Here is a 13,633-nt window from a genome sequence, read left to right as displayed (position 1 = left end):
TGAACGGCATCACCTTTTTTGTCGGGGATCAAACTTCGGCGGCGCACTCTTCCGCCAGCAGTCTCGCCAACAGATTTTGACCTGTAATCAGCTGCGCCGCGGTAGCGATATCCGGCGCCAGCCAGCGATCCACCGTATAGGGCGCGATATGTTCGCGCAACAGAGACCATGCGCGGACGGTGCCGGCGCCGCATTTTTCCGGCCCGATAAATTCCAATGCCTGCGCCGCCAGCAGGTATTCGATAGCCAATATCTGCGTGAGGTTTTGCAAAGCGCGATCCAGCTTCAGCGCCGCGCCGGTACCCATGCTCAGATGATCTTCCTGCAAGCCGGAGGTGACAAAATTATCCACCACCGCCGGCTGCGCCAGCTGACGATTCTCGCCGGTGAGTGCGGCCGCCACATATTGCGCTATCATCATGCCGGAGTTGACGCCGGGTTCACTGACCAAAAACGGCGGTAAACCGCTCACCAGCGGATTCACCAGCCGATCGATACGCCGTTCCGCCACACCGCCCAATTCCGCTACCGCCACCGCCAGCAGATCGGCGGCCATCGCCACTGATTCGCCGTGGGGATTGGCTTGTGATACCACCCGGAAATTCTCAGGCGTACCCAGCACCAGCGGGTTATCGGTGGCGGAGTTAAGCTCGATGGAGATATGCCGCGCGGCATGGTCGATTTGATCGCGGCAGGCGCCGTGGATTTGCGGGATGGAACGCAGGCTGAGCGCATCCTGGGTACGCAGGTTAACACTCTCCGCTATGTTTTTACTGTGGCGAAGTATAAAACGCAGATGGATACCCACCTGCTGCATGCCGGGATGAGGCTTTAGGGCCAGGATTTCCGCATCCAGGGCATTGGCCTGACCCCGCAACGCCTCAAAGCTCATGGCGCCGATAACATCGGCCCAATCCGCCAGACGCACGATGTCATCCAGCGCCAGACTGCTTAGACCGGTCATGCAAGGCGTGCCGTTCACCAGGCACAGGCCGTCTTTGGCCCCGAGTGTCGGCGGCGTCAGCCCCGCCGCCGACTGCGCTTCGGCCGCGCCGCACCGGCGACCGTCATAGTCCACCTCCCCCATCCCCGTCAGCGCCAGGCCGATATGGGCCATATGGGTCAGATACCCCACCGAACCCTGGGACGGCACCAAGGGGGTGATATGCTGATTGAGCAGATCCATCAGCGCCGTCACCACCTCGCGCCGGATGCCGGACTTGCCCTGGCTGTAGTTGGCGATAGCGGCGCAGATGATGGCGCGGGTCTGCTCGTTGCGCAGCGCCGGGCCGACGCCGCAGGCATGGCTCAGCAAGGTATTGCTGGATAGCGTAGCCAGCTGATCCTCCCGCAGCACCACGTTGCATAACGCGCCGAGGCCGGTATTGATACCGTAGGCGCGCTCGCCGGTCGCCACCACCCGATCGACGATGGCCCGTGCGTTATCAATACGCGCCCAGGCGGTATCCGATAGGGCAAGCACCGCGCCGCGGCGGGCTATGGCGGTCAGATCGCGCCAGCTTAGCGGCCCATCGCCGTAAACAATCGTTTTGGGTAATGCCATAAACCGCTCCTGGTGTTTAACCGCTCTGGATGAAAACGGAGAACGTCGATATTAACCCGTTCGCTCCCCCGCCCCCCGCGAATATCCAACGCCCGTTAATGATGGCTGGAGATAAATTGACGGAAACGCTCGGAGCCCTGCTGGGTAAACATCGCCTCCGGCGTACCCTGCGCCTCGATATAACCCTGGTGCATAAAGACCACCCGGTTCGAGACGCCGCGGGCAAAGCCCATTTCATGGGTCACCACCAGCATGGTCCTGCCCTCTTCCGCCAGGGCACGCATGACCTTAAGCACCTCCCCCACCAGTTCAGGGTCCAGGGCGGAAGTGGGCTCGTCGAACAGCATCACTTCCGGATCCATCGCCAACGCGCGGGCAATAGCGACGCGCTGCTGCTGGCCCCCGGACAGCTGCGACGGATAATATTCCCGCCGGTCATACAGCCCCACTTTCGCCAGCAGGCGTTCGGCCTGTTCCAGGCACTGTTTGCGCGGCTTTTTCAATACATGCAGCGGGCCTTCCATGACGTTTTGCAGCGCCGTCATATGCGACCACAGATTGAAACTCTGAAAAACCATGCCCAACCGGGCGCGGATGCTGTCAATCTGGCGCCGGTCGGCGGGGAATTGTCCTCCCGACTCGTGGCGCTTCATGCGGATGGTTTCACCGCCGATGGCTACAGTGCCCTCGTCGGGAATCTCCAGCAGGTTGATGCAGCGCAGAAAGGTGCTTTTACCGGAGCCGCTGGCGCCCAGTATTGAAATAACCTCTCCTTGCCGGGCATCCAGCGAGATGCCCTTAAGCACCTGCTGGTCGCCGAAAGATTTACGAATATCAATCATCGACAGGGTAATGGGGGCGGGTTTGTTCATTCTCTCTCCCTTAGCAGGGTATCACTATTATTGGGCAGCATGGGACGGGGACGCAAATGGTGGGAAAGCCGTTTTTCCCAAGCGGCGAACAGGCGTACCAGGATAAAATTCAGCAGCAGATAAATCACCGCCGCACAGACAAACACCTCCATCGTCCGGTAGGTGCGCTGAATAATCTGCTGCGCCACGCCGGTAACGTCCCAGACGGTCACCAGACTGGCCAGCGCGGTGGATTTCACCAGTAAAATCGCTTCGGTGGAATAGGCCGGCAGGGCGTAACGCAGGGCAATGGGACCGACAATCCGGCGAATCAGCACCCAGCGCGACATGCCGTTCGCCAGTCCGGCTTCGATTTGTCCATGGGGGATGGACAGCAGGCCGCCACGGATAATCTCGGCGGTATAGCCGGCGGTGCACAGCGCCAGCGCCAGCACCGCGCAGGAATAAGGGGAACGCAAGATCGGCCAGAACACGCTTTCCCGCACCAGGGAGAACTGTCCCAGGCCGTAATAAAGCAGGAACATCTGAATCAGCAGCGGCGAGCCGCGAAACACCATCATATAGCCGCGGGCAAAATAGCTCAGTACCGGATAACGGCTAACGCGCAGCGTCACTATCACCAGCGACAACAGCCCCCCCAGGATAAAAGAACAGATAAACAGTCCCAGGGTGGTGGGCAGCGCCGCCAGCAGCTTGAGCATGGTATCGCTGAGAAAAGCAACATCAATCATTTTCGTATCCCCGACTGGAATATGGCTTAACGGGAAGCAAAAGGCGTTTTCCCCGATCGGCCGAAGCGTTTCTCCGCGCGGTTGATTAACGGGTTCGACAGACCGGTCAACACCAGATAACACAGGCCGCCGATAATATAGAACGTGAAATAGTGCCGGGTAGATCCTGCCGCCACCTGGCTGGCTCGCATCAGCTCGACGATACCGGTCACTGAAACCAAGGCCGAATCCTTCAGGCTCATTTGCCAGACATTCGCCAGGCCCGGCAGTGAATAGCGCAGCACCTGCGGCAGCAAAATCCGCCGTAACACGCAGGCTTTACTCATTCCCATGGCATATGCGGCTTCCAGCTCCCCCGACGAAACCGCCATCACCGCGCCGCGATACACTTCCCCTTGATAGGCGCCGGAAATCATGCCGATGGCCAGGGCGCCAATCAGGAATGCCGGAATTTCAATATAGCCGTCCGCGCCGAAAAACCGGCCGATCATGGTTAAAAAGCCCGATCCGCCGAAATAAAAAAGATAGATAATCAGCAGTTCCGGAATACCGCGGAATATCACCGAATACCCGTCGCCGAAAAATCGCCACAACCGCCGGCGCGACAGCTTGGCGCCGGCGACCCAGGCGCCGAACACGGCGCCCACCAGCAGCGCGGCGAAAGTCAGGCCCAGCGTGGTCAGGGCAGCCACCAACATCATGCCGCTCCAGCCCTCACTCGAGAATCCCAGCATTTCCAACATGTTCACCGCCCCTTTTGATATTATCGTTGAATCAATCCCGGCTGCGATTTATGGCTCAACGCCCGGGGCTAAATCAAGCCCGGTTGCGCTTTACGGCTTAACGCCCTGGCCGTAACCTGTCCTTTAGGGCGTCACATCGGTTTTAAACCATTTTTCGCTAAGTTTTTTCACTGTACCGTCCGCCAGGGCGGTTTTAATCGCCACATCGAACTTGGCTTTCAAATCCTGATCGCTCTTACGGATACCCAGGGCTTCGCCCTGACCCCAGATCGGACCGGCGATTTTCGGCCCGTCAAAACCGAGATCCTTGTTCTCCGGCCTGGCCATGATGGAGGTAAAAAAGGTCACGTCATCAAATACCGCATCGATACGGCCCGCCTGTAGATCAAGAATAGCGTCCGCCGACGCGTTGTATTCCCGCACCGTGGCGATATCCTTGAAATATTGATCGATAAACGGCGTGTACACAGTGCCTGAGGCGATACCGATAGTTTTGCCTTTCAGCGCGGCGCGTAAGCCGGCAATGGCGGGATTAATGGTGGCGGGATCGTTGGTCAGTTTGATAATGGCGTGATCGCCGGTGGTTTCCGGCAAGATTTTCCCGCCCACTGAAACAAAACTGGCGGCGGTGGCGGCGTAGGGCACGGTAAAATCAATGACTTTTTGACGATCCGGGGTGATAACGATGGCATCCATCAACACATCGAACTTGCCCGCCTGCAGACCGGCTATCATGCCGTCCCAGTTTTGCACCACCAGCTTGCACTGTATTTGCATCCGTTCACACAGTACCGTCATCAACTCCGGTTCAAAGCCGCTCAGCTTGCCGCCGGGCAACGTCAGGTTCCAGGGCTCGTAGCTGCCCTCGGTGGCGATGGTGACGGATTTCCACTCTTTCCCCTGCGCGGGCAAGGCCGCAAGAATTGCCGCCCCCAGAACGCTGGCCACTAACATACCGGTAAAGCGATGATGATATTTCATAGCGCGGATTCCCTTATAAGAAGATTGATTCTGTACATGTATATACAAGACCAAGCAATTAAAGGGCCAATACCGCAGGGAATGAAAAGAAAGATTGTACCGGCGTTGCATCGCCGGCCGAGGGGATAAAACAACGAATTGCCATACGCCATAACGCAAATGGCGCTCATTTTGGTGCAGTGTTGAATAGCCCGGCACCAATGTGAAGCAAAAGCGCCTCATGGCACGCTAGGCCCGCCATCACCGAACCTGAAACGAGCTGGTCAAAGCATGCTGGTTGAAGGGATCGCGTGTTAAAGGGAGAGCGCGCCAATGAGGTCGAATCGGGCGTGGTTTTTCCGCCCGACCGAGCGCCTCATGGCACGCTAGGCCCGCCATCACCGAACCTGAAACGAGCTGGTCAAAGCATGCTGGTTGAAGGGATCGCGTGTTAAAGGGAGAGCGCGCCGATGAGGTCGAATCGGGCGTGGTTTTTCCGCCCGACCGAGTGCCTCATGTCACGCTAGGCCCGCCACCGAACCTGAAGCGAGCTGGTCAAAGCATGCTGGTTGAAGGGATCGCGTGTTAAAGGGAGAGCGCGCCGATGAGGTCGAATCGGGCGTGGTTTTTCCGCCCGACCGAGTGCCTCATGGCACGCTAGGCCCGCCACCGAACCTGAAGCGAGCTGGTCAAAGCATGCTGGTTGAAGGGATCGCGTGTTAAAGGGAGAGCGCGCCATATCGGACGCTTCCCTCAGCTCATCTGCCGATCGTCAACGTAACGACGCTTATCCGGCGGCGGCGGAAAATACTGATATAGCCAGGTCTCGCTCAGGGCGGTCACGCCGGTGCGCAAAAACATCCGCAATTCCACCGGATCGGTCTTGTCGTTGTCCGGTATCCAGTCAAACAGAATACGGTAACCGTCCATGGGTTCGACAAACAGTATCTCGATATTATCTATCTTGCCGGCGGAAGCATTAATCACCGGCTCAATGCCCTTGGGCGCCGCCGCTTTAATGTCGCCGCCGACAAAATCGATGGCAAAACGGCGGGCCCATTTTTCAGGATAATGCTCCCCCGGCGCCCAGCCTTCCGGAAAACCGCCCATGCCGGTGCGGGTAGCCACGACACGCGCCATCGGACTGCTCACCGGCGGTTCGCCGCTCCAGTAAAGACGGTAGCGATAGGTATATTCCCGCCCCGCCACGATAGGCTCGGCCGGCTGCCAGAAACAAACGATATTATCCAGGGTCTCACCGGTTGTCGGGATCTCCATCAGATTCACCGTGCCTTTGCCCCAATCGCCCACCGGCTCCACCCACAGGCTGGGCCGCTTATTGTACCAGCCGATAACATCCTGATAATCGTTAAAATCATGGTCAAGCTGCAGCAGACCGAACCCTTTGGGATTCTCATCCACAAAAGAATTGAATTGCAGCTTCTGCGGGTTATTCAACGGTCGGCATATCCACTCGCCGTTGCCCCGCCACATTGCCAGCCGATCGGAATCGTGGATTTGCGGATGGATGGTATCGCAGGTCCGACGTTCGTTGGTGCCGCAGCTGAACATACTGGTGATCGGAGTGATGCCCAACTGTTTGATGGCGGTGCGGGGATGGATATGCTTCTCGATATCCATCACCACCCGCTCGGCCTGGCAATCGATAACAAAACGATAGGCGCCTGTGGCGCTGGGGCTATCGAGCAGTGCGTAGACGGTAAAAACCGTATCCGTCGCTGCCGGCCGATCAAACCAGAAAGCGACAAAATCGGGGAACTCTTCCGGTTGGCCGGCATAGGTATCGATAGCCAGGCCGCGGGCCGACAGCCCGTACTGGTAGGTATCGTCAACCGCCCTGAAATAGCTGGCGCCGAGGAAAGAGACCACGTCGCGGCGGGTCAGCTCCGGGGCTTTGTTCACCTTGAAACCGGCAAATCCCAGATTGTCCCGGCCGACAAGCTGCGCGGTATCCACCCCGGCATGGTGGTAATTAAACAGCTCCGGCCGAAAATGGATTTCCCGGGCCTGATGTGACGCGGGATCGACGGAATACATCCGCACCCGCCGTTTAAACCCCATACCCACATGGAACAAATGCACATCAAGCTGACGACCGCCTATATCGTGCCAAAGAGAATGACTGGCATCGTACTGAATATCGTTGTAAGCCTGCGGCGTCAGTTCCGCCAGGGTTTTAGGCAGTTCCGCCGGCGGACCGCCGAAGGGTTGGCGAGACAAGTCCACCGCCATGGTTTGTAACAGGGAGAAGTTGAAAGGAGTGGCGCTGCCGTCGGCAATCTCCCCTGCGGCCAGCGCCGAGCGCATAAAAAACGCCGTCGAACCTGTGGTGCCGCAATAGGCGGCCAACGCGAGTGACGCTTTAATAAACTTTCTTCGTTCCATGCCGGAAAAGGTTCCTGTGCTGGCGATGTGTTATTCACATGGAGCCGTTTGCCTGTCGGCGGCACACTTGACAGCGGGCGCGAAACTCCAGTGCGATTCGAAATTGTTGTTCATCGGCCGCGGCGAAAAGGCCGGGCGCCAATGGCAACCTAAAAAGTTTAAGTCAATATCCGTTAACTGCAACGGCATCCGCCGGCGGCGGCAAACACGGTTTCCGGCACACAGCCCCCTAAGAAGGCAAATAACCGGCCAAGGCGCGGCTCTCGGCGCCAACATATTGAATTATCAATTTAATCCGGCAATATCTCTTTAAGCCTGCATAGGCTATTCAGGTAATATATTGCGAAATAGATCACATTTTACCATCATCGCGCCTAATTGATAAAAATGTTTTAGTCCGCTATGGCACGGGCAGCTCAGCTTACCGAATCCTTCCGATAATTTTTGAAAGGGCAGCGGGCGCTACCCTGAAATGCAATTCTGATTTATTCTGAAAATCCACATTTCTTTCAGGGTAAAATACGTGTCCGTTCCAGAGATAGTTATCGACGATGCCGCCGAGGCAGATATGGCCGCCATACGGGAAATCTACGCCTGGCATGTAATTAACGGTATCGCTTCCTTTGAAACCGAACCGCCGAGCCTTGACGTCATGCTGGCCCGGCGGACGTCTGTTTTGGAAAAAGGCTTGCCCTGGCTGGCGGCGAAACAAGACGGGCAGGTGCTGGGTTACTGCTATCTGGGCTTATATCGCACGCGCTATGCCTACCGGTTTACCGTGGAAGATTCGGTGTATATCCACCCTGATCTCGGGGGACAAGGCATAGGTTCCCGGCTGTTGGCCGACGTCATCAAACGGGCGGAACGGGGGGGATGGCGCCAGATGCTGGCCATCATCGGCAACAGCGAAAATACGGGCTCAATCCGGTTGCATGAGAAACTCGGCTTCAGTCAAACCGGCATCATGACCGCGGTGGGGTTCAAGCATGGCCGCTGGATCGACACCTTATTGATGCAACGCACGCTGGGGGACGGTCAAACCACCCTGCCCGGACACTAAGGAGATCGTCGAGTAGCCATCTTCATCGCACGGTCGGGTCAAGGACTTCCGCCGCCGCCGCGGGCGCGGGCGGAGAGCTTTCGAAGATCATCTTCTGCGGCATCGATAGCGCGATGCCCGCTTCCCGCAGCCGTTTAAGCATCTCGAACAGCAGATCGCTTTTGACATTGGCGACAATGCGCGGGCTGTTGACAAACCCCGTGACGCTCAGCACGATGCCGTTGGAACTCAATTGACTGAAAGTCACCGACGGCATCGGCGCGTCCAGGATCAGCTCATGATCGCGATAGGTCTCCAACAACAGGTTGCGCACCTGTTCGGGATCGATATCCAGCGGGAAGGTCAGCAGGATGGTGACCACCCCCTGGGCATTGCCCATGGTGGCGTTACGCACATTTTGCGAGATAAACTGGGAATTCGGGACAATCACCGTGGACCTATCCCCCAGCTGGATTTCAGTGGCGCGGACATTGATACGCCGGATATCCCCTTCGATACCGCTGATGGTAATCAAATCCCCCACCTTCACCGGGCGTTCAATCAGCAGGATCAAACCGGAGATGAAATTCTTCACGATTTCCTGCAGGCCGAAACCGATACCCACCGACAAGGCGCTGACTATCCAGGCCAGATTGTTCCACTGAATGCCAAGGGTCGACAGCGTCAGCAAGGCAATCAGGATATACCCCATATTGCTGAACAAAATCACCAGCGACGCCCGCATGCCGGTTTCCATCTTGGTTTTCGGCAGAAAATCCTTATCCAGCCAGCGTCGCGCCGAGCGCAGGACATAAATGCCGATCGCCAGGAAAATCAGGGCGTTCATGACATGGGCCGGGACGATATTCAGTTTTTCCAGCCCCTTGCCTCCCCACATATCCACCGCCTTGTCAAACAGCGACATCGGCGTGGTGGAACCGAAGGTACCGTTCAGTAAGGCCACCGCCGCCAGCAGAATCAGCACGGTTTTACCGATGGCGGACAGCAGGGTGGCGGCCTGCTCCAGATGGCGGTCATCAAGGCCCAGGGAGTGTTTGATGCGCTGCCCCACCACCGTGTGGGGTGAAAACAGGCTCTCGCACAGATCCACCACCAGATGGATCAGCATGTAGAGGCAGGCGAGGACCACCCCTACCCATACCAGTTCATAGCTCAGAAACCGCGCCAGGGCGATATAACCGATTAATAGCGACAGCAGTATACCGATGGAGACCACCGTGGTGCTCAAATGGATTAAACCCGCCACCGTGGAACGCGCCTCGGGTTGCCCCCCTTCGGCCATCATCTTGCGGCGCACCCGGTTGGTGCGCAGCGCCGCCATCGCGGCGGTTAACGCCACCAGCAGCGATAAAATACCGTTGCCGAAAATCGTGGTGGCCAGGCTGGTGCCCACCATGCGGTTCATTTGCTCCACCGCGCCAAAAATCAAAATAAACGCGGCCAGCATCGGCGGCAGCGAGCGCATGGCCAGCGCCACCGGATCGGCGATGGTGGCCAGACGCCAGGACGGACGCTGGTTTGACAGGAACGCCCGCCCCAGTCCGGCGATTAACGCGGAAAACAAAGTCAGGTGAAATAATTCATCGGCAAAATCCTGCACCTGCTGCGGTACATCGGGATGGCGGGTAAACAGCAAATAAATCATCTGGGCCCCCACCCCCACCGACAATACCGTGGCCATGGCGGTGGAGCACGCCAGGAAACTGCGCCGCAGCCGCCCCTCGGGCAAGACATTAATGCTGAACCACCCCAACGGTTTATCCAGCAGACGGGAACCAAATGCCCAGATGATCAAGGCCAGCGCCAAAAATATTCCGGAACCCAAGCGCCATCCCGGCTCCCAGGCCGCCTGCCAGGCATCTGTGACGTCTTGAAAAAAATCGTCCAGCCGGTCCTTGTCTTCAGGCTGGGTAACAAACAAAGGCGACCAGAAACCGGGGGAAAGAATGCTGCCGGAATTCAAGGCCATCTGGGTCCGCAGGGCGTTACGACGGATATCGACGATTTGTGCCGCGAGGATGGCCGCGCTCTTGCTGATGGTTTTGGCATGCTCTACCTGCGCATCCACCATGGCCTTGTGGGCGTTCAAAACGGTTCGCTGCTGGGCGACGACGGCGGTTTCCGGCATCGCGCCGGCGGCCGGCGGCGGCCCCAGGATGGCCAGCTGAGCCTGGATCTGGGCTTGCTCCGGCTGCAGGGCGGTAGCCAACGCATCGGCATCGGCAGCCAGCTTAAGGGTGTCGTCGTTTAACTCCCTCAGCTGATTGTCCATGGTGGCGGTGGAGACTTTCTGCTTCATACCGTCAAGTTGTTTTTGCAGCTTGACCAGTTCAACGGCGGCATTGATTTTTACCGGCGCGGCCGGAGAGCTGTCCGACGTTTGATCGGCTGCCATGACGGGAGCAAGGGAGGAAAGCGTCGTTGCCGTGAACACCAGCAACAGCGAGGAGAATAAGAGCCGTACAAATCTACTCATAGAATGATTTATTCCGAAAATCAATGATATCGAGGCCGCTACGCCGGATGATCCCATCCTGCCGGTAACTGGGCAATAATTGTTTTATCCGCCAGACCTGTCGGCTTTTACCACGCTACCGTAGGTGACCGGCTAATATTACACTTATTCATAAAAAACGTTACAACAACCACACCTTCTGCGTTACAGGTAAGTTAACAAGCTTATAGTATTACTATTCATTAATAACAGAAGAGGTTATCGTCATGAGTGATTTCATTTTTTCATCTCCCGGCAAATATGTTCAAGGCCGGGGCGTCCTGGATGAGTTAGGGAAATATCTCTCTTCCATAGGAAGTAGCGCTCTGTTAATCGCTGACGATATCGTATGGGAAATTACCGGCAAACGCGTTAAGACTTCTCTTGAACGTGCTGATATCGGTTGCCGTTATGAACGTTTCAACGGCGAGGCCTCCGGTAACGAAATTGTTCGCCTTGCCGGCATTGCCCGCGACGCCCGGACCGATATCGTCGTCGGACTGGGGGGCGGAAAAACGCTGGATACGGCAAAAGCGGTGGCGGACGAGTTGAAACAGCGGGTGGTGATAGTTCCCACCGTGGCCTCCACCGATGCGCCTTGTAGCGCCCTTTCGGTGATTTATACTGATCAAGGGGTGTTCGAAACCTATCGTTTTTACAACAAGAATCCCGATCTGGTCTTGGTGGATACCGAAGTCTGCGCCCAGGCGCCGGTTCGCCTGTTCGCTTCCGGCATCGCCGACGGCCTGGCAACGTTTGTGGAAGCACAGGCGGTCAAGCGCACCAATGCGCTTTCCATGGTGGGGGGCAAGCCCACCATAGCCGGTATGGCCATTGCCGAGGCTTGTGAAAAAACGCTGCTGGCTTACGGCTATAGCGCCTATAAAGCGGTTGAACAGCATGTGGTGACGCCGGCGGTTGAAGCGGTGGTTGAAGCCAATACCCTGCTCTCCGGCCTGGGGTTTGAAAACGGCGGCCTGGCGGGAGCCCATGCCATTCATAATGGCTTCACCGCCGTTAAAGGCGATATTCATCACCTGACCCACGGAGAAAAGGTGGCCTACGGCACTCTGACTCATATGATGCTTGAGCAGCGGCCGGATGAAGAAATCGCTCGCTATATCCGGTTTTATCGGCTGATAAAAATGCCCACTACTTTAAAAGATATTCATTTAGAAAACGAAACCTATGAGAATCTGGTTAAAATCGGTGAACTGGCCTGCGCCGAAGGAGATACGTTAAGGAACCTTAATGTCAACCTCACCGCCGGGGAAGTGGCTGACGCCTTGATTGCGGTGAACGCCTTCAGTCAATCCGTCAGGGATTGACTGAAGGCGCTGTTACGGCGGCGCTGTTTGTTGCCAGGCGGTTGCCTGGCGGCTTGCCCGTCAGGACATCTCGGCCTATGCCCATAGCCGCCGGGCGAATAAGGCGGCCCTCTCATTATCCATCCCCGGCGCCGCGCGCCGGTCTAAGCCGTTTACAGACTGTATAGATGACCAAACAGACCGAACTGAAAAGCATTAAACGGGTGGCCCTGCTGTTATTGACCTGTGCCGCGGGTGTATTTATCGCGACCCTGTTTATTCCGCCCGGTTTCTGGCGCGATGGCGTCAAGGCGGTTGCCGAAGCATCGATGGTGGGCGCCATGGCCGACTGGTTTGCCGTCGTTGCCCTGTTCAGACGGGTGCCGATCCCGTTTATCGCCGCCCATACCGCCGTTATCCCCCGCAATAAAAATAAAATTGCCGATAACCTGGGAATATTCATACAGGAAAAATTCCTCGATACCGCTTCCCTGGTGGAGCTTATCAGACGTCAGGATCCGGCGCGGACCATTGCCGGCTGGCTAGCGGACCCTGTCAACGCCCACCGCCTGGGACGCCAGCTCTTACAGGTGATGCGCGGTTTTCTCGACTTCACCGATGACCGGCGTATCCAGGCTTTTATCCGCAACGCCCTTGATGCCGTTATTGATAAAATCGATTTGTCCGCCACCGTCGGCGCCATACTGGACAGCCTGACCAAAGACGGCCGGCATCAGGATTTATTGGACGCGGGACTGCGTCAACTGATTACACTGCTCAACAAACCTTCAACCCGCACCCTTATCGCCAATCAGATAATACAGTGGCTTAAGCGCGAGCATCCGCTTAAAGAGAAGGTCCTACCCACGGAATGGCTCGGAGAATACAGCGCCACCGCCGTGGCCGATGCGGTAAATACCTGGCTCGATGAGATTGGTCGCGACCGCGGCCATGAGCTGCGACTCCGTTTCGATCGGCTGGTGTTACGGCTTATCCAGCGACTGAAACAGGATCCCGCCGCCGCACGCCGGGCGGAGGAAATCAAGCTCTACCTGAAAAACGATGCCGTGTTGAATACGTATATCAGCGGCTTATGGAACGATTTGCGCGGCTGGCTCAAAGAAGATTTGGATCGGCCGGACTCGGTCTTGCACGGCAAGGCGGCGGAGGCGGGCCTATGGATGAGCCAGGCGCTGGCGCGGGATGAAGGACTCCGCGCCTCGCTGAATCAGCATCTTGAGCAGGCGGCCCTGCGCATGGCCCCCGATTTTTCGGCGTTTCTTACCCGGCATATCAGCGATACGGTAAAAAGCTGGGACGCGCGGGATATGTCGCAACAAATCGAACTCAATATCGGCAAGGATCTGCAGTTTATCCGCATCAACGGCACGCTGGTGGGCGGTTTCATCGGTTTAGGACTGTATCTGCTATCGCAATTACCCATCCTGCCGGCCCTAGCGCGCCTCTGGCTGCAAAAGCCCTAAACGGCGTAAATG

Annotated in this window: 10 protein-coding genes; 3 read left to right on the top strand and 7 right to left on the bottom strand. The window is 57.1% G+C overall.

All coding sequences use genetic code 11. The features are described from left to right. Nucleotides 1-28: 28 nt before the first annotated feature. The 6 genes from hutH to HB631_RS05960 form a co-directional block, all read right to left on the bottom strand. Complete coding sequence (gene hutH, locus HB631_RS05985) at nt 29-1,564, bottom strand: histidine ammonia-lyase (RefSeq protein WP_213990247.1); 1,536 nt, start codon at nt 1,562-1,564, stop codon at nt 29-31. 95 nt (nt 1,565-1,659) lie between these two features. Continuing rightward, entirely contained in the window at nt 1,660-2,436 is a 777-nt protein-coding gene (locus tag HB631_RS05980) for an ATP-binding cassette domain-containing protein (protein WP_213990246.1), read from the bottom strand. Further along, the gene (locus HB631_RS05975) at nt 2,433-3,167 is read right to left on the bottom strand and encodes an ABC transporter permease subunit (RefSeq protein WP_213990245.1); all 735 of its coding nucleotides are present in this window, start codon (nt 3,165-3,167) and stop codon (nt 2,433-2,435) included. The genes HB631_RS05980 and HB631_RS05975 overlap by 4 nt, the downstream gene beginning before the upstream one ends. Before the next feature lie 26 nt (nt 3,168-3,193). Next, on the bottom strand, nt 3,194-3,910 hold the full coding sequence (locus HB631_RS05970) for an ABC transporter permease subunit (protein WP_213990244.1): 717 nt from the start codon (nt 3,908-3,910) through the stop codon (nt 3,194-3,196). 123 nt (nt 3,911-4,033) lie between these two features. Beyond that, nucleotides 4,034-4,864, bottom strand: a complete 831-nt coding sequence (locus HB631_RS05965; RefSeq protein ID WP_255556857.1) for a transporter substrate-binding domain-containing protein — start codon at nt 4,862-4,864, stop codon at nt 4,034-4,036. Between the two features lie 759 nt (nt 4,865-5,623). Beyond that, nucleotides 5,624-7,276 (bottom strand): glucan biosynthesis protein, encoded by a 1,653-nt coding sequence (locus tag HB631_RS05960; RefSeq protein WP_213990242.1) that lies wholly within the window; start codon nt 7,274-7,276, stop codon nt 5,624-5,626. Nucleotides 7,277-7,799: 523 nt separating this feature from the next. Here HB631_RS05960 and HB631_RS05955 point away from each other — a divergent pair. Continuing rightward, on the top strand, nt 7,800-8,336 hold the full coding sequence (locus HB631_RS05955; protein WP_345945693.1) for an N-acetyltransferase family protein: 537 nt from the start codon (nt 7,800-7,802) through the stop codon (nt 8,334-8,336). Nucleotides 8,337-8,358: 22 nt separating this feature from the next. On the opposite strand, the gene HB631_RS05950 is transcribed toward HB631_RS05955, so the two are convergent. After that, nucleotides 8,359-10,812: a DUF3772 domain-containing protein gene (locus HB631_RS05950; RefSeq protein ID WP_213990241.1), complete on the bottom strand. Its 2,454-nt coding sequence runs from the start codon at nt 10,810-10,812 to the stop codon at nt 8,359-8,361. A gap of 245 nt (nt 10,813-11,057) precedes the next feature. On the opposite strand from HB631_RS05950, the gene HB631_RS05945 reads away from it, so the two are divergent. Both HB631_RS05945 and HB631_RS05940 read left to right on the top strand, forming a co-directional pair. Beyond that, a complete protein-coding gene (locus HB631_RS05945; protein ID WP_213990240.1) occupies nt 11,058-12,158 on the top strand; it encodes a glycerol dehydrogenase in 1,101 nt (366 codons plus the stop codon). A 167-nt stretch (nt 12,159-12,325) separates the two neighbouring features. After that, the gene (locus HB631_RS05940; protein WP_213990239.1) at nt 12,326-13,621 is read left to right on the top strand and encodes a DUF445 family protein; all 1,296 of its coding nucleotides are present in this window, start codon (nt 12,326-12,328) and stop codon (nt 13,619-13,621) included. Nucleotides 13,622-13,633 lie beyond the last annotated feature (12 nt).

Origin of the sequence: Sodalis sp. dw_96 (assembly GCF_018449575.1) — a bacterium.
Taxonomy (GTDB): domain Bacteria; phylum Pseudomonadota; class Gammaproteobacteria; order Enterobacterales; family Enterobacteriaceae; genus Acerihabitans.
Note: the sequence above shows the minus strand (reverse complement) of the source record. Positions and strands in the feature narration are given on the sequence as shown.